Source organism: Leeuwenhoekiella sp. H156, from assembly GCF_052218455.1.
Lineage (GTDB): Bacteria > Bacteroidota > Bacteroidia > Flavobacteriales > Flavobacteriaceae > Leeuwenhoekiella > Leeuwenhoekiella parthenopeia.
On sequence record NZ_CP197499.1, the window covers coordinates 3,591,828 to 3,608,863 of the forward strand.

Genomic DNA, 17,036 nt, shown 5'->3' on the forward strand with positions numbered 1-17,036 from the left:
AAATTAAAGGATTGCTAAAACAAGAGTCTTGGCAATCCTTTAATTTGAACTATTCTCAGTCTGTTAAATTTTACCCGGCAACCACCTTGCGTATTGCTACCAGTTTGGTAAGCAATCCTTCCAGTAAGCTTAGGTCGAGCATATTGGCACCGTCGCTCTTGGCATTTGCGGGGTCGAAATGGGTCTCGATAAATAGACCGTCAACACCTGCCGCGATACCGGCCTTTGCCATAGTACCTATAAGTTCAGGTCGGCCGCCGGTTACGCCACTGCTTTGATTGGGCTGTTGTAAGGAATGCGTGACATCGAGTACGGTTGGCGCGTATTGCTTCATGGTGGGGATGCCTCTAAAATCTACGATAAGATCCTGATAGCCAAACATCGTTCCGCGGTCGGTGATCCAGACGTTCTCGTTGCCGGTGTCGGTGACTTTGGTAACGGCGTGTTTCATCGCCTCCGGACTCATAAACTGTCCTTTTTTGAGGTTGACTACTTTGCCGGTTTCAGCAGCGGCGACCACGAGGTCGGTTTGACGTACCAAAAATGCCGGAATTTGCAACACATCTACATATTCGGCAGCCATAGCTGCATCTTCGTTTACGTGAATGTCTGTCACCGTTGGGACTTTAAAAGTCTCTGAAACCTTACGCAAGATCTTAAGCGCTTTTTCGTCACCAATACCGGTAAAGCTATCGATACGACTGCGGTTTGCCTTTTTAAAACTTCCTTTAAAAACGTAGGGGATTCCCAGTTTATCGGTTATGCCCACTACTTTTTCGGCAATGCGTAACGCCATTTCCTCGCCTTCAATGGCGCAGGGACCGGCAAGCAGGAAAAAGTTATTGGTGTCTGTATGTTTAATCTGGGGAATATTGGAAAGTTTCATCGGTTCTTATTTAAAACTGCAAAGATAAGTCTTTGGGAATAGTTAGGTGTTATGGGTTAATTGTTAAAAGTAACCCTTCGATACACCGCTTCTTAGGTCGCGGCACTCAGGGTTCGGATCCATATAGTGCCAGTTGGCAGTCTCAGTAGGCAGTTGGTAGAATTTAAAATTCAAGGTCCAGAATTCAAGGATTGTAAAAAAGGTAATTTTTTGTGGTTTTTTCTTAAACGATTCCACGATTCCACGATTCCACAGGAAAAAGTAAAAAGTAACCCTCCGATACACCGCTTCTTAGGTCGCGGCACTCAGGGTTCGGACGCATATAGTACCAGTTGGCTGTCTCAGTGGGCAGTTTGTAGAATTTAAAATTCAAGGTTCAAAATTCAAGGATTGTAAAAAAGGTAATTTTTTGTGGTTTTTTCTTAAACGATTCCACAGTAAAAAGTAAAAAGTGGAGAATAAAAAGTAGAAAGTAAAACGGTTTGTCGGTTCGAGGGCAGCGTTTTCTAGGTAAGAGGTAAAAAGTGGAAAATAGAAAGCAGGAAGTAAAACGCGTTGTCAGTTCGAGCGCAGTCGAGAACCTATTGTTGATGACAACTACCAGATACAAATTACAAAGCGGGAATAAACAGAAACCGAAGTAAAATAAATTCCAATTAACTTTTAAAAGAAAAAAGAAAAAAGAAAAAAGAAAACAAGAAACAAGCAAACCTTGAACCTGTAGCCTGCAACCGCTTGCGGCAGGGATAGCAGCGGCATCCTTTTTTGTTAGGAGAGGCTTCCTGCGCCTTTTGGCGTATTAGGTAAAGCTGCTGACAAAAAAGATAGAGCGTATAGCCCGGTTGCTGCTTGTGGTTGATTTTCAATTTTTTAGAGGATTTTACACAAGCAGCAAGCCGCCCAAATTATAATTGAAATAAGTGCTTAAAAGTCCGCGAATTAACTGTATCTTTGCGCCCTTAAAATAAGGGCTACTTATGAATATTAAAAACATTGCGATTATCGCGCACGTTGACCACGGTAAAACCACCCTGGTAGACAAAATTATGTACCACTGCCAGTTGTTTCGTGAGAACGAAAACACCGGTGATTTGATTCTGGATAATAATGATCTGGAGCGTGAACGCGGTATTACTATTACTTCTAAGAACGTTTCGGTTATCTATAAAGACACCAAGATTAACATTATTGATACTCCGGGTCACGCCGATTTTGGTGGTGAGGTTGAGCGGGTACTCAATATGGCTGACGGCGTGTTATTGCTGGTTGATGCTTTTGAAGGGCCTATGCCACAAACGCGTTTTGTATTGCAAAAGGCTATAGACCTGGGTCTTAAACCGTGCGTGGTTATTAATAAAGTAGATAAAGAAAACTGTACTCCTGAAGAAGTTCACGAGAAGGTTTTTGACCTGATGTTTGAATTGGGTGCCGAAGAATGGCAGCTAGATTTCCCTACGGTTTACGGTTCGGCTAAGAACAACTGGATGAGTGACCACTGGGAAAATCAAACGGAAAACATTGAGCCACTTCTAGATATGGTGATGGAGCATATTCCTTCTCCTAAAATTCAAGAGGGTACCACCCAGATGCTGATTACTTCTCTGGATTTCTCTTCATTTACCGGGCGTATCGCCATAGGACGTTTACAACGCGGTATTTTAAAAGAAGGGATGAACGTATCGCTGGTTAAGCGTGACGGAAGCATCAAAAAAGCAAAAATTAAAGAATTACACACCTTTGAAGGACTTGGTCGTAAGAAAGTAGCCGAAGTTCAGGCAGGTGATATTTGTGCTCTTGTAGGTATTGAAGGTTTTGAAATTGGAGATACCGTTGCCGATTTTGAGAATCCGGAAGGATTAAAGACCATCGCGATCGATGAGCCTACGATGAGTATGTTATTTACCATTAACGATTCGCCATTCTTTGGTAAAGACGGAAAGTTTGTGACTTCGCGTCACATCAAAGACCGTTTATGGAAAGAGCTTGAGAAAAACCTGGCACTTCGCGTAGAAGAAACGAACAGTGCAGATAAGTTTATGGTATTTGGCCGTGGAGTATTACACCTTTCGGTATTGATCGAGACGATGCGTCGTGAAGGTTACGAAATGCAAATTGGACAGCCGCAGGTAATCATCAAGGAAATTGACGGGGTTAAATGCGAACCTATTGAAGAATTGACTATTGACCTGCCGGATGAAGTTTCAGGTAAGGCGGTAGAAATGGTGTCTATCCGTAAAGGGGAGATGTTGAGTATGGAAGCCAAAGGTGATCGTATGGTATGCCAGTTTTTAATTCCTTCACGAGGGATTATCGGTTTACGTAACCAGTTGCTTACTGCCACTGCAGGTGAAGCGATTATGGCTCACCGTTTTAAAGAATACCAGCCGCTTAAGGGAGATATCCCGGGTCGTAACAACGGTTCGCTGGTTTCTATGGAAAAGGGTACTGCAATCCCATATTCGATTGATAAACTTCAGGATCGTGGTAAGTTCTTCGTTGATCCGGGTGAGGATATCTACGAAGGTCAGGTAATTGGTGAAAACAGCCGTCAGGATGATATGACCGTTAATATTACCAAGACCAAAAAATTATCAAACGTACGTTCTTCTGGAGCAGATGATAAGGCCAAAATTGTACCGGCTATCAAATTCTCGTTAGAAGAGGCTTTAGAATACATACAAAAAGATGAATATGTTGAGGTTACTCCAAACCATTTGCGTCTGCGTAAGGTATTGTTAACCGAAAACGAACGTAAGCGTAACAAGTCGGTTTAACCGTCTGAGATTTTGTTTATTGTAAAAAAGCACTTCCGTGAGGAGGTGCTTTTTTATTGGAGTGAAGCCTTAGTGCAGATGACATTACTGATGTAAATCACGCCATCTTTTTCTTTGTAAAGTAGCTTATAATCCCGAACTAGTATCTTTCTGTAATCTGCATTAATTTCGTCTTGCTGATATTATTCAGGAAATGTGATTGGGCTGGAAGCATTTAAATATCTCTTTTTACAACCGCTCTCGCAGACGGAATATCTTTATAACGATAATCTAAAATGTTTTCAGGGAATCAATGGCCTGTATAAGCCAGACAACTTGGAGGGACATAATTAATCGGGAATTTGATTTTCTACATCTTCAATAGAACTAAATTCTCCACGTCCTATTTGATCCTCTGCATTTTCAAGCTGCAGATTGTATTCTTTGCGCGACATTGGGCTTCCATCGGGAAAATAAGCCATAGTTTCATCCTGATAATAATTCTCGAAAACCCCATGTACGATTGCGAGTACTTTGTCATCGCCTCTTTCTACATAAGACTTAATACGTTTTTTAAGTTCCTGCGTTCCCATGTCATTTTTTTATAAAGTTAACTAAAAGTTTTAATCTCCTAGAGCGCGCCTGAGAATTGCCCTTATTAGTTATTTCAACTTTTTTTAGAAAAAATCTAAAATCTCACGCAACCTTTTTGATTAATTGTAGTCTATACAGTTAAACACACCATTTACATAGCCGTTTTACTGAAGAAATGCGATGAGTCGATTGGTTTACGAAAAATTACGATCTGTATGATTTTAGGGTGTTATACAGGTCACGAACACCTCCTCCGGGAGGTGTTTTTTTTGAAATAAACTTCTCGCATTAAATTTTGTACTTTCCCCATACCAAAGTCTAAAACTTGATAAGCGTAACTAAATACACTCCCGATTATAAATCCCGCTGGGATCGCTTTGTGACCTCATTGATGGGCTCTAAAAACAAAGGCGTTAAAAACACCAGCTTTTTATTTTCACGTGCTTTTATTGCCTATCATGGCGAGCGTTTTGAAGATCACAGCCTCCTTTTTTTTAAGGATGAAAAAGTGATTGCGGTGCTTCCGGCTAACCGGGAAGGGGCTAACCTGTATAGTCATCAGGGGCTTACCTATGGCGCACTGGTTTTGGAAAAAGGTATCGCTTTCGCGGAAACAAAACAGGTTGTGGAAGCTTTGCTGCAATACTTAAAAACGGAAAGATTTCAGCATTTCCAAATCAAATTTATTCCGCAGTTTTATATTCAGCAGCCGGCTTACGAACTCGAGCATCTTTTGCTGGAAGCCGGTGCGCAGGTGGTTAGAAGTCAGTTGAATTTTGGAATAGATTATAACCGCCCTTATTTTATTCATGCTACCAAAGAACGGCGTGCACGACAGGCAGAGGATCGCGGTTTACGTTATGCGGAAGCCGATTTTGCCGGATTTTGGAATGGCGTATTAAAACCACGCCTGGCTGCTAAATTTGATACTGAACCCGTGCACAGTCTGGGCGAAATAGAGCTGCTTCAAAAGCAGTTTCCCTACAACATCAAGCAGATTAATTGTTATCAGGGCGAAACCCTGCTTGCCGGGGTTACCTTGTTTCTAACGGAAGACGTGGTAAAATCCCAGTACGGCGCGACCACGCCCGAAGGTGAAAAGCTGCGCGCGATGGATTTTCTGTTTGTGAACCTGATTCAGGATTATAAAGACGCGGGATATCGTTTTTTTGATATGGGGACCGTGCAGGGCAGCCGTGATGAAGCATACAATTTCGGACTCATCAAACAGAAGGAAGAACTGGGCGCTCAGGTTTATTTGCAACACACGTTAAAGCTCGATTTATGAACATTCCGTTTTTAGATTTAAAGCAGGTCAATGCACCTTACGAGCAACGTTTTAAAAAGCGGTTTGAAGATTTTTTGGGTAGCGGAACCTATATATTGGGTAAGGCGGTGAGCGATTTTGAAACTGCTTTTTCCCGGTATTGCGACACCGATTTTTGCGTGGGTACGGGTAATGGTTTTGATGCGCTTCGGCTCATTTTTGAGGCTTATAAAGTGGAAGGGAAACTGGTTTCGGGAGATGGAGTCCTGCTTGCGGCCAACAGTTATATCGCAACGGTGCTTGCGGTCATTCAGGCCGGATTAAAGCCTGTTTTTGTGGAAGCCGAAACCCAATTCTTCAATATAAATCTTGATAAAATCGGGAAGCCGGAAGCTTCGGTAAAGGCACTTGTGGTGACGCATTTGTACGGACAGTTGGGACCCATTGAAGCATTTTCAGCCTATGCTGAAAAACACCAATTGCTGCTTATTGAAGATGCCAGCCAGGCACACGGGGCAGTAGTGAACGCTAAAAAAGCCGGCAGTTTTGGCGATGCCGCAGCCTTCAGTTTTTATCCCACTAAAAATCTCGGAGCCCTGGGTGATGCCGGGGCGGTTACTACTTCAGATGAGCGACTGGCGAACACCATTCAAAGTTTACGCAATTACGGCCGTAAGGATGCTCAGCATAACGCAAGTCTTGGGTTCAATTCGCGGCTTGATCCGCTGCAGGCCTTGTTCTTAAATGAAAAACTAAACGATCTCGATGCGCAGAATAACAGGCTCCGTCAGATTGCATCCCGGTACCTCAGAGAGATTCAAAATCCCGAAATCAGGTTACCTTTTTTTGACTTTTCAGCAGGTCACGTGTTTTATGTCTTTGTAGTTTTGGTTAACAATCGGCCTCATTTTTTAGCGTATCTAAACCAAAACGGAATAGGTTCTGCCATTCATTACGAAGTGCCTCCTTATAAACAGGAAGCACTTAAAAACTATAATCATTTGAGTTTTCCGGTCACCGAAGCAATTGCAAAAAGCTGTGTGAGTATTCCGCTTAATCCAGCCCTAACTGAAGCAGAAATAAACCGGGTGATTACCGTTCTAAACGCATATCATGCTTAGGTTTGTTCGCAAACTTTTCGCCCAAAATATCCTATTGCAAGTGGGTTCGCTCAATAGTGCGGGTATTGCGGTACGGGTGGTTTGCGGTCTCATCACGTCTAAACTCATCGCGGTGTACGTGGGTGCTTCAGGGATGGCCTTGCTGGGCGATCTGCGCAATTTTATGAGTTCGTTGCAAAGCCTGGGGCAATTGGGCGTTAGCAATGGGGTGATTAAATATACCGCCACGTATAAAGAGCAACCCGAAGCACTTCATAAACTCGTCGCCACGGTACTGAAACTCCCTTTTTTAGTTTCGTTAGGTTTAGGTTTAATCGTGGTGATTGCCGCTCCGGATCTTAATGCCTTAATTTTTGAAAATACGGAAGATTTCACGTTAATCCTACGTCTGGCAGGAATCGTATTGCCTCTTTTTACTTTACAAACTTTACTACTGAACATCCTCAACGGGCTGGGATATTTCCGTAAGGTGATTTTCATAAACATGAGTATCAATGCTTCAGGCGTATTGTTGTCAGCAGTCTTGATTATTTGGTTTTCAATCTGGGGAGCGATGCTGGCTCTTATTTTAAGTGGCGTACTGGCTTTAGGTATTACACTGCTTTTTCTAAGGAAGTATTTCCCGAAGGCGAAAGAGTTATTCCTTCTAAAAATAGACGCTTCCCTTCTTAAGAAATTGGGTTCTTATGCGTTTATGAGTTTGTTTTCGGCCGTTGCCGCGCCCTGGGTGTATATTGCGATACGGCAATACATCATTGAGACAGACGGAATCGAAAATGCGGGATACTGGGACGCGATGCTGCGACTTTCTGATTATTATCTGATGTTTGCCACGAGTATCCTCACGTTGTATGTTTTACCCAAACTCTCGACTTCCGGAACCCAAACGAACCTGCGCAAAGTCACGACCGACTTTTACAGGAGTATTTTGCCCTTTTTTGCTTTGGGGCTTCTTGTAATCTTTTTGCTAAAAGGCTTTATCATCAGGTTGGTTTATGATGCCTCATTTCTGGAGATGCAGCCTATTTTTATCTGGCAACTGGCAGGGGATTTGGTGCGTGTGGCGAGTCTGGTAATCGCTTATGAGATCATTGCTAAACGCATGGTGAAAACCTTTGTGATTACCCAACTGATTTCGCTTAGCATCATTTATTTTAGCAGCGTTTGGCTGGTTTCCCGCTACGGATTTGTAGGTGCCGGGATAGCGCATTTACTGAGTTATTCCCTGTATTTACTGGTGGTGGTGATTCTATTTAGAAAGAAATTATTCGACAGGGCAACTCAGTAATTTTATGTTTTCGTTCGTTCTTTAATCTGCTCCCAGGCTTTGACATATCGTCCCGCAACTTCGTTAGCATCGTGATGTTTTTCGATAAAAGTTCTGGCGTTTTGGCCTATTTCCAAAATGCGCTTTGGGTTTTCGATCAAAGCTTCCAGATTCTTCACGATTTTGCTTACATCAGGAACGGTATGTATGGCGATTTCGTTTTCATTTAAATTATAGTTTTTGCAAAATGCCTTACCGGCTCCGGTAAACACAACTTTGCCCCGCGCCATTGCCTCAAGCGCGTTGTAGCCCTGATCAAGTGCGTAAGCCTGATCGAGCACAATATGTGCATCTTCGTACGTCCTTAAATATTCGGTGTAAGGGAGGCTGCGAGCGGTGCGTACCTCAACGCGATTCCCATATTTTTCCTGAATCTGTTCTAAAGCGGCTTCAAATAAGTCATTGCCTTTTTTATAGTAGTTGGTCTGATTGATCCCGTGGAAAATAACGATTTGCTTTAGACTGGTGTTGGGTTTAAACTCCAGTTTTTCCACACAAACCGGGTTTGGGATCATTCCCATGTAATCAGTTTTGCCTGCGTAGGCAGGATGATAATCCAGATCGGTGCTGATGATCGCATCTTTTTTAGCAAAGACAAACTCGTGGTATTTTTTATGGGCAGGTGTGAGGTATTTTTCGCTGTATGGAAAATGAATTTCCGGGTTTTGCAATGCGGGATGATGCGGCAGTTTGTCAAGGTTATTCAGGTACACATAATCATCGCCACAGGCTAAAATCACCAGTTTTTTGGTCAGGGCACGTAGACGTTCGATGACGCGGCGTTCCATAAAATACGGACTCTTAAACGGGTATTCGTTGATGAGTTGGATGACGTCATACGGTTTTTGATCAAAGAGAAAATCCATCGCCCGATAGCCTATTTCCATATTGGCGATGTCAAAACCTGTAAACCGAAACAAGGCTTTCCTATACCAGTTGAGCGGAGTAAAACCTTCGATACGCCGGGCTTGTAACAGTATATCTGAAGGGTATTTTTTAAAGGCATCACCGGTACTCACGAGCGTAACCTCGTGCCCCAGGCTTTGTAAACCCGTTTTCAGACTGTTATGCAGGTTACTGTATTCGCCTACGAGTAAAATTCTCATCTATTTAGTATCTTAAGCCGAAATTATACATAATCCCTGAAACCCATCCCTAAAAATATCGCTATTCTGGTTGAATCCCTCGCCGGGGGAGGAGCAGAACGCTCGGCTGCCTTGCTGAGCACACAGCTTACCCAAATAGGGAATAAAGTGTTTATCATCTCGATAACAGATCAGATTGGTTACGAGCATAGCGGCGAACTTTTCAATTTGGGTTTGTATAAAAACAAGTTGAATGATCCGTTAGATAAATACCGAAGGTTGCGCATTACGCGTGAATTTCTGAAGGTAAAAGCGATTGATTATGTGCTTGATTTTCGCTTTCGTAAAAGTGCGGTAAAGGAATATTTTGTCAAAAAACTGCTGTACCGAAACTTTAAACCGGTTTATATGGTGCGCAGCGCCAATCTCCATTATTACTTTCCCAAAAGTGCTTCGGCGACTCGCTTACTGTTTAAAAATGATTCCATTTGTGTACTCACCGAAGCTATGAAGCGGCTGGTTGAGCAGCGTTATGGTCTTCAACATGTTCATGTGATTCCGAATAGTATTTCGGTTGAAAAATACAAAAAGGTAAAGGCCAAAAAATTTGATAATCCATACATCGTAACCGCAGGTCGACTGTGCGATCACAAGCAGTTTGATAAGCTGGTTAAGGCTTACGCCGAAAGTGAACTGCCCGGTAAACAAATTGATCTGCGTATTTTGGGTCAGGGTCCTCAATTAAAAAGGCTTCAAAAGCAGGTTGAAAAACTACAACTGAAAGATCGCGTACACTTTGAAGGTTTTGTCAAAAAGCCCGAAGCCTATTTTGCCGGCGCGCTGTTTGTTGCCTTTTGCAGCAAGTTTGAAGGTTTTCCTCGCGTGTTGCTCGAAAGTTTGGCTTGCGGCACTCCGGTGGTCTCTACCGATTGCCCTACAGGTCCGGCCGAATTGTTAGACGGTACCAACGGAATCCTCGTACCCCATCAGGATTTTGAGGCGTTTAAAAACGCGTTAAATCAATTATCAGGCGATACCGATTTATTAAACCAATACCGCGAAAACGCACAGGCCAGTATTGCCCGTTACGATCATCAGGAGGTCAATAAATTGTGGAAGGCGTTTATTGAAGGGATGCAATGATTTGCATTCGATTTGGAAGGGATGCAATGATTTGCATCCAGAAATAGGGTCGCAATGCATTGCGACCGTACATTTTTAATAGCGCATTGCGCTAGTTCAATTTATCCTTTTTCCAATTACGTACATTGTTTTCAATATAATTTGAAATGGCAAGATGCGATTTTTCGTTTCGGATAATGCGATCGTGATATAGGGATTGCCACGCAAAATCGGGATTGGTTTTTCGTGCGTTTGTGGTAACCCCAATTTTAAATCCACGTATAATGGATGCCAGATTTTTCGATTGTGGGCCAAATTTATTCGGGCGTGATGTGTTTTGGGTATTGAATTCATTTTTGCCAATTCCGATAACGGCGTGAAAATGGTCGGGCATCACCACAAATTCACCCATCCATAAATTCATATCGGGACGCATTTCAAATGTTTTTAACCATTCCTGTTTGGCAATTTTTCCAATGTCTGACAATTCCATTTTTCCCAGATTGATTTCACCAAAAAAATGTTTACGGTCACGGGTGCAAATGGTAATAAAATAAAGACCTGCATTCGCGTAATCCCAGGTAGGATGGCGTGCAGATTCATTGCGGTATTTGCCTTTGTATTTATCCATTTTAAATAAAGTCAAATCGATTTAAATAATTATCGATGAATTATTTACGTTGAAATTAATAAAAAAATCCACTGCCTTGTCCATTTCTGAATATTCGAATACAACCTAGAAACTCGTAACCCGAAATCCTTTTTTAAGCAACCGGTTTTTAAAGCTTCGTAAGCCTCGTAAGAAAGGGGCGGGGAGAGCGAGTAGCAGACGTTGTTGTGGGTTTAGGTATCGCGTGTCCAGTTTGTTGCGCATCGCTTTATAATGTTCTTGTGCACCTTCCGTTTTAAGATAGTTGCAGGTGAAATACCAATGCCGGTGAATGTAGGTATGTAAACTTTTGTGATTGGGATTTTCGTTGAGATAGCTTTGCAGATTCGGCATTTGCATCCTGTGCAACCTGCCTTTTGTGATCTGGTTTTCACTTTCAAGGCGGTAAAGCATCGTGGCCTGCGTTGTGTAAGCCATTTTGAATTTTAGATGCGCTCTGATGTAAAAATCAACATCTTCAAAACAGGTGATTTGAGTGTCAAAACCACCAGTAGAATCGATTATGTTTTTTTGAAAGGCAAAACTGCTGGGAGGTACCAGAGGCTGAAAAAGGGAGGCTTCAAAAAAATCAGGAATCAAAAGTTGAGGCTCTGCTGTTTTGAGGTTGATTTTAGGGGGCACTCGTGTTCCATCGCTGAATAGCTCAGCGTAGGCTGTGCCGTATAATTGGGCTTCCGGAAATTTTTGACTCAACTCATAAAGGCTTTGCAAATGTTGCGGTTCCCAAAGATCGTCTGCGTCGAGTAAAGCGATGATTTTACCTTTGGCTGCGGCAATCCCCTTGTTGCGCGCTGCGCTTAAGCCCTGATTTTCCTGATTGATCAGTCTGATATTTGATGCGTTAAAAGTTTGAAGAACTTGCAGACTCTTATCGGTAGAGCCGTCGTTGATCAGAATGATTTCATAGTCCGTAAAGCTTTGCGCCAGTACCGACTGGATGGTTTGGGCTACAAAATTAGCCTTGTTATAAACGGGGATGATAACAGAAAACCGGATCAAAAGCTTTAGTTTTAATCAAAAATAGGGATTCTCACCACGCCCAAAGCATTCCGGATCGCCGATGACTCAAAAATTGCAAATTGTCGCTTTTGATAATCCGTTTCCGCCCAACTATGGCGGAGTCATTGATGTATTTTATCAAATCAAGGCTCTTGCAAGTCTGGGAGTTGGGATCGAATTGCATTGTTTTACCGATACCAGACGGGATTTTGAAGTGGTGGAGTCTATTTGTGATGCGGTTTATAGCTATCCCAAAACATCGCGTTTTAAGGCCTTATTTTCCAAAAAACCCATTGCACTGGCAACCCGGGAAAGCCGGCTGCTTACTCAAAGATTGTCGCAATCTGACGCACCGGTTTTGCTTCAGGGTTTGCAATCTGCGGCAATGCTTGTGAATGGTTTAGGCACTAGCAAAGCGGTTTATCTGCGTATTCAAAATATCGAACAGCAGTATTATCGGGGGTTGGCAAATGCGATTAATAATCCGTTGAAAGCCCTGATCTATAACTGGGAAGCCCGTAAATTTAAGGATTTTGAACCTTATCTTAAGACTCCACAGACCCTGTTTACCCTTTCCCATCACGAGCAGCATTACTATTCTCAATTGAATACTTCGGTATATGTCCCCGTTTTTCACGAAAATGAAATTGTTCAAAAATGTTCTGAGTTTGGTGAGTTTGCCCTGTACCATGGTAATCTTTCCGTAGCTGATAATTTGAAAACCGCCTGTTTTTTAATTGACGTATTTAAAGAGGTCGATTATCCGCTGGTTATTGCAGGGAGTTTTCGTCAGGAAGTAATTCAAAAAAAGATTAAAAATTATAAACATATAAGCTTTGAGCCTATTGAAACTGCCCAAAAACTCGATGCTCTTCTAGCTCGTGCACACATTACTTTAAATCTGTCTTTTCAGCGATCGGGAACCAAATTAAAAGTGATGAACGCGCTGTTTAAGAGCAGGCATTGTATCGTTAATGAAAATGTGATTGATGAGCCGGAAACATTGGCCGCCAGTCATCTGTGTACTTCGGCAGTAGCTATTCAGGAAAAAGTGATGGATTTACGTTCTGAACCCTTTACCGAATTTGAAAAGCGCCAAAAGCTCCTGGACGGCATTTTTAACAATCGAAAGAATGCTAAAAAAATTAAGCAAAGCATTTTTTAGTAAGCATGCTGAATTAATAATATTCTGAACTACTTAATGAGAATAAAATGGTCTGAAGCAATAAATTTTAAATTCCGGTTACCGGGCTAAATGGTTTTTTGCACCACTTCAAAAATCTTATTGCCGTCGCACTTCAGGGTTTTAGAAGGGTATTTCAAGAGCAGTGCATAATCGTGCGTGGCCATCAGAATCGTGTTTCCGTTTTTGTTGATTTCCTGTAAAACGCCCATCACTTCAACCGAAGTTTGCGGATCCAGGTTTCCGGTAGGCTCATCAGCTAAAATTAACTCAGGATCATTGAGCAGTGCGCGGGCAATTGCAACGCGTTGCTGCTCACCACCAGACAGCTGATAGGGATATTTAAAACCTTTGGTCTTCATGCCCACTTTATCGAGTACCTCGTCAATCTTCGTGTCCATCTGCGAATGATCTTTCCAGCCGGTCGCTTTCAGTACAAACTTGAGATTTTCTTTAACCGTGCGGTCATTCAGCAATTTAAAATCCTGAAATACTACGCCCAGTTTTCGGCGCAAAAAAGGAATTTGCTTTTCCTTTAGAGTTGCGAGATCGTAGTCTACAATCGTACCCTCTCCCTGTTGCAGGGGCAAATCACCGTAAAGGGTTTTCATAAAACTACTTTTTCCGCTTCCGGTTTTCCCAATGAGGTACACGAACTCGCCTTTGTTGATGGTAAGACTTACATCTGAAAGGATAAGGCTTTCGCGTTGAAAAATAGAAGCGTTGTGCAGCTTTAAGACCGGTTGTGACATAGTTTTTTCTAAGATAACGTGGTGTACGCAATCAAAAGTACACTATTTCTTGTGTTTGATAAAAAATCAATCTGTTGAAAAGTCGTTCAAAATAAGCGGGCAGAACTTCTTTTTAAGAACCTTGCGCTAGATATAATTATCCTAGTTTTGCAGCGTTAGTATGTGAAGCAGGCTTTTGTTTCAGATACCCGAAACTCGGCTCTTTGCTATCAAATCTGATATTTATGATTAAAAAATATGTGTTTACCGCTCTGGTAATCCTTCTAACCGGCGCAACGGCTGCAGCCCAGCAGACTGAAGCTTTTACAAACGATCTGGCCAAATACGACAAGGCGCTTACGCTCTACAACAGCAAGCAATATCTGGCCGCTCAGACACTTTTTAACGAAATCAAGCAGGAGACAACCGACCCGACGATTGAGGGCGATTGTGCGTATTATATCGCAAACGCCGCAGTGCGACTCAATCAGAGTGGGGCAGATGCGCGTATGCAGAAGTTTGTGGAAGAGTACCCTACCAGCACCAAGCGCAATTCGGCTTACAAAGATGTGGCTGATTATTACTTCGAAAATGGAAAATATTCGGCTGCCAAGCGCTGGTATGAGCAGGTAGATATCAGCCGTTTAAGTTGGGCCGAAATGGAAAAGTACAACTTCAATATGGGGTATGTGCACCTGAAGTCTAATAGTCCGGAAGAGGCTAAAGTGTATTTCAATCGCGTGCGCAATTCTGAAAAATACGGAGCTCAGGCCAAGTATTACGAAGGTTTTATGGCTTACGAAAACGACGATTATGAGGAGGCGAGTCAGCTTTTTGAAGAAGTGGAGGCCGAAGAAGGTACCCGCGAAGACCTGAGTTATTTTAAAGCCGACCTTAATTTTAAACAGGGGAATTTCAGAGAAGCCATCCGCCTGGCGGAAGAGCAACTGCCCACAGCCAACCGCAATGAGCAGTCTGAACTCAACAAAATTATCGGCGAGAGTTATTTCAATCTGGGGGAGTTTGACAAAGCCTTACCCTATCTTAAAGAATATAAAGGAAAACGCGGCAAATGGAGCAATACCGATTACTATCAGCTGGGTTATGCCTATTACAAGCAGGGCGATTTTGATAATGCCATTAGCGAATTCAACAAAATTATAGACGGTAAAAACAGCGTTGCCCAAAACGCCTATTATCATTTAGCCGATGCGTATTTACAAACCGGCAAAAAGCAGGAAGCGTTGAATGCATTTCGCAATGCCTATCAAATGGATTTTGAGCCCAAAATCAAAGAAGATAGCGGTCTCAACTACGCCAAACTGAGTTACGAGATTGGTAATGCGTACGAGCCGGCTCCACAGGCGATTGGTAATTACCTGGAAGCTTATCCTAATGCACCCCAGCGTCAGCAACTGGAAACCCTGCTGATTGATTCCTATATCACTTCCAAAAACTATAAAGCTGCGATGGACCTGCTGGAAAGCAACCGCAATTATCAGGATCAGGAAGCCTATCAAAAAGTAGCATTTTATCGTGGGATCGAATTGTATAATGACGGGGATTATCAGGAAGCGATTGCCAATTTTGAAAAATCATTGAAGGCTTCGGCTTCGCCGGAATTTACCGCCCGCGCCCTGTATTGGAAAGCCGAAAGTGAGTACACCATCAATCGTATTGACGAGGCCCTGCTTACCTTTAAGCAGTTTGAGCAAAGCAGTGCAGCCCGCTCATTGCCCGAATATGGTGATCTGGCTTACAATCTGGGTTATGCTTATTTCAAAAAGAAAAATTACGATCAGGCGGCCAGTTATTTTGAGCGTTATGTGAAGAGTGGCTCCAATGATAATGTGCGTAAGGCTGATGCCTATATGCGTCTGGGCGATAGCTACTTCATCAACAGTAAGTACTGGCCTGCGATGGAAGCCTATAATGAGGCTATCGCGATGCCCGGTGTGGAGCGTGATTATGCTACGTTTCAGAAGGCGATCAGTTACGGTTTCGTAGACCGAAACGCCCAAAAAATAGAAGCTTTGAGCAATTTTGCCAATCAGTTTCCTCAGTCGAGTTACCGTGATGACGCGCTTTACGAACTCGGAAATACCTATGTGGCCACAGGCGACAATGAGCGCGGTATTCAGGCGTATGATCGTCTGGTACGCGAAATTCCAAAAAGCAAGTTCGCCGCCAAGTCCCAGCTTAAAAAAGCTTTGATTTATGACAATACCGGCCGTAGCGATGAAGCTTTACGCTTGTTTAAAAGTGTAGCCGAAAACTATCCCGGTACTCCCGAAGGCGTTCAGGCGGTTGCTTCCGCAAAACTGATTTATATCGATAACGGCCAGGTAGATGCCTACGGACGTTGGGCAAACAGCCTCGATTATATTTCGGTGGAAGATTCAGAACTGGATGATGCTGCGTTTTCTTCCGCAGAAAAACAACTGGTAGGAAGCAACAATCCTCAGGCGATTCAAAATTTTGAAAAATACCTGCGCGAATATCCTAACGGACAACGTGCGATGGAAGCACACTTTTACCTTGGTCAGTTGTACTTTGGTCAAAATGAATACCTCAAGACCATTCCACATTACAACTATGTGATCGAAAAAGAACGCAGCGAGTTTACCGAGCAGGCGCTGGCCCGTTTGGGACAGGTGTACCTGAGCGAACGCAAATATGCTGAAGCGGTCCCAGTTCTGCAACGTTTGGAAAACGAGTCAGACATTCCGCAGAATACCATTTTTGCGCAGAGTAACCTGATGAAGTCGTATTACGAGCTCAAGCAGTATGATAATGCGGTGGCATACGCCGAAAAAGTTTTGGCAAACTCCAAAATTGACAACAATGTGAAGAGTGATGCTCAGGTGATCATCGCACGTAGTGCGATGCAAACCGGTAACGAGCGCCGCGCTGCCGAAGCGTATGCTGAGGTTTCAAAAATCGCGACAGGTGAACTCGGAGCCGAGGCGCTGTACTATGATGCTTATTTCAAAAACCAAAACGGCGATTACAAAGGTTCTAATGCTTCGGTACAGAAACTGGCGAAAGACTTTAGTGGTTATAAAGAATACGGAGCTAAAGGTTTGGTGCTGATGGCTAAAAATTTCTACGAACTTAAAGACGCTTATCAGGCGACGTATATTCTGGATAACGTAATTACCAACTTTACCGATTATCCCGAAGTAGTTGCCGAAGCCAGGCAGGAACTCGCCCGCATCAAAGCCGCCGAGGCGCAGACCAATTCTTCATTGGATGGAAACTAATCGCGATTCAAAATTTAAAATTCAAGATTCAACAT

The 17,036-nt window shown here is 42.9% G+C and carries 13 protein-coding genes; 7 read left to right on the forward strand and 6 right to left on the reverse strand.

Features of this window, described 5'->3' with window-relative positions:
• Positions 1–70: 70 nt before the first annotated feature.
• A complete protein-coding gene (kdsA, locus tag ACSSS3_RS15145; RefSeq protein WP_228230965.1) occupies positions 71–886 on the reverse strand; it encodes a 3-deoxy-8-phosphooctulonate synthase in 816 nt (271 codons plus the stop codon).
• Positions 887–1,863: 977 nt separating this feature from the next.
• Between kdsA and typA the strand changes: the two genes are divergently transcribed.
• Positions 1,864–3,660 (forward strand): translational GTPase TypA, encoded by a 1,797-nt coding sequence (typA, locus tag ACSSS3_RS15150; RefSeq protein ID WP_228230964.1) that lies wholly within the window; start codon positions 1,864–1,866, stop codon positions 3,658–3,660.
• A gap of 329 nt (positions 3,661–3,989) precedes the next feature.
• Here typA and ACSSS3_RS15155 read toward each other — a convergent pair whose 3' ends face one another.
• Positions 3,990–4,232: a hypothetical protein gene (locus ACSSS3_RS15155; protein ID WP_442845335.1), complete on the reverse strand. Its 243-nt coding sequence runs from the start codon at positions 4,230–4,232 to the stop codon at positions 3,990–3,992.
• 326 nt (positions 4,233–4,558) lie between these two features.
• Here ACSSS3_RS15155 and ACSSS3_RS15160 point away from each other — a divergent pair, with 326 nt between their 5' ends.
• The 3 genes from ACSSS3_RS15160 to ACSSS3_RS15170 are packed head-to-tail and all read left to right on the forward strand — an operon-like array spanning position 4,559 to position 7,909.
• Complete coding sequence (locus tag ACSSS3_RS15160; RefSeq protein ID WP_442845336.1) at positions 4,559–5,521, forward strand: GNAT family N-acetyltransferase; 963 nt, start codon at positions 4,559–4,561, stop codon at positions 5,519–5,521.
• Positions 5,518–6,621, forward strand: a complete 1,104-nt coding sequence (locus ACSSS3_RS15165) for a DegT/DnrJ/EryC1/StrS family aminotransferase (RefSeq protein ID WP_442845337.1) — start codon at positions 5,518–5,520, stop codon at positions 6,619–6,621. Before ACSSS3_RS15160 ends, ACSSS3_RS15165 begins: the two co-directional genes overlap by 4 nt.
• Complete coding sequence (locus ACSSS3_RS15170; RefSeq protein ID WP_442845338.1) at positions 6,614–7,909, forward strand: O-antigen translocase; 1,296 nt, start codon at positions 6,614–6,616, stop codon at positions 7,907–7,909. Before ACSSS3_RS15165 ends, ACSSS3_RS15170 begins: the two co-directional genes overlap by 8 nt.
• 2 nt (positions 7,910–7,911) lie before the next feature.
• Here the strand turns inward: ACSSS3_RS15170 and ACSSS3_RS15175 are convergent, their stop codons facing one another.
• The gene (locus ACSSS3_RS15175; protein WP_442845339.1) at positions 7,912–9,054 is read right to left on the reverse strand and encodes a glycosyltransferase family protein; all 1,143 of its coding nucleotides are present in this window, start codon (positions 9,052–9,054) and stop codon (positions 7,912–7,914) included.
• Between the two features lie 111 nt (positions 9,055–9,165).
• On the opposite strand from ACSSS3_RS15175, the gene ACSSS3_RS15180 reads away from it, so the two are divergent.
• On the forward strand, positions 9,166–10,176 hold the full coding sequence (locus tag ACSSS3_RS15180) for a glycosyltransferase (RefSeq protein WP_442845340.1): 1,011 nt from the start codon (positions 9,166–9,168) through the stop codon (positions 10,174–10,176).
• A 91-nt stretch (positions 10,177–10,267) separates the two neighbouring features.
• On the opposite strand, the gene ACSSS3_RS15185 is transcribed toward ACSSS3_RS15180, so the two are convergent.
• The gene (locus ACSSS3_RS15185) at positions 10,268–10,786 is read right to left on the reverse strand and encodes a transposase (RefSeq protein ID WP_442845341.1); all 519 of its coding nucleotides are present in this window, start codon (positions 10,784–10,786) and stop codon (positions 10,268–10,270) included.
• Between the two features lie 105 nt (positions 10,787–10,891).
• The gene (locus tag ACSSS3_RS15190; RefSeq protein ID WP_442845342.1) at positions 10,892–11,824 is read right to left on the reverse strand and encodes a glycosyltransferase family 2 protein; all 933 of its coding nucleotides are present in this window, start codon (positions 11,822–11,824) and stop codon (positions 10,892–10,894) included.
• Positions 11,825–11,885: 61 nt separating this feature from the next.
• On the opposite strand from ACSSS3_RS15190, the gene ACSSS3_RS15195 reads away from it, so the two are divergent.
• Positions 11,886–12,989: a hypothetical protein gene (locus tag ACSSS3_RS15195; protein WP_442845343.1), complete on the forward strand. Its 1,104-nt coding sequence runs from the start codon at positions 11,886–11,888 to the stop codon at positions 12,987–12,989.
• A gap of 86 nt (positions 12,990–13,075) precedes the next feature.
• Here ACSSS3_RS15195 and ACSSS3_RS15200 read toward each other — a convergent pair whose 3' ends face one another.
• On the reverse strand, positions 13,076–13,759 hold the full coding sequence (locus ACSSS3_RS15200; protein WP_228230953.1) for a cell division ATP-binding protein FtsE: 684 nt from the start codon (positions 13,757–13,759) through the stop codon (positions 13,076–13,078).
• Between the two features lie 224 nt (positions 13,760–13,983).
• Here ACSSS3_RS15200 and ACSSS3_RS15205 point away from each other — a divergent pair, with 224 nt between their 5' ends.
• Positions 13,984–17,001, forward strand: coding sequence for a tetratricopeptide repeat protein (locus ACSSS3_RS15205; RefSeq protein ID WP_442845344.1), 3,018 nt, complete (start codon positions 13,984–13,986; stop codon positions 16,999–17,001).
• Positions 17,002–17,036 lie beyond the last annotated feature (35 nt).

Bases quoted from the DNA above. Each gene is read 5' to 3' on its own strand.
- kdsA (WP_228230965.1), bottom strand. From the start codon at position 886: ATGAAACTTTCCAATATTCCCCAGATTAAACATACAGACACCAATAAC.
- typA (WP_228230964.1), top strand. From the start codon at position 1,864: ATGAATATTAAAAACATTGCGATTATCGCGCACGTTGACCACGGTAAA.
- ACSSS3_RS15155 (WP_442845335.1), bottom strand. From the start codon at position 4,232: ATGGGAACGCAGGAACTTAAAAAACGTATTAAGTCTTATGTAGAAAGA.
- ACSSS3_RS15165 (WP_442845337.1), top strand. From the start codon at position 5,518: ATGAACATTCCGTTTTTAGATTTAAAGCAGGTCAATGCACCTTACGAG.
- ACSSS3_RS15170 (WP_442845338.1), top strand. From the start codon at position 6,614: ATGCTTAGGTTTGTTCGCAAACTTTTCGCCCAAAATATCCTATTGCAA.
- ACSSS3_RS15175 (WP_442845339.1), bottom strand. From the start codon at position 9,054: ATGAGAATTTTACTCGTAGGCGAATACAGTAACCTGCATAACAGTCTG.
- ACSSS3_RS15185 (WP_442845341.1), bottom strand. From the start codon at position 10,786: ATGGATAAATACAAAGGCAAATACCGCAATGAATCTGCACGCCATCCT.
- ACSSS3_RS15195 (WP_442845343.1), top strand. From the start codon at position 11,886: ATGACTCAAAAATTGCAAATTGTCGCTTTTGATAATCCGTTTCCGCCC.
- ACSSS3_RS15200 (WP_228230953.1), bottom strand. From the start codon at position 13,759: ATGTCACAACCGGTCTTAAAGCTGCACAACGCTTCTATTTTTCAACGC.
- ACSSS3_RS15205 (WP_442845344.1), top strand. From the start codon at position 13,984: ATGATTAAAAAATATGTGTTTACCGCTCTGGTAATCCTTCTAACCGGC.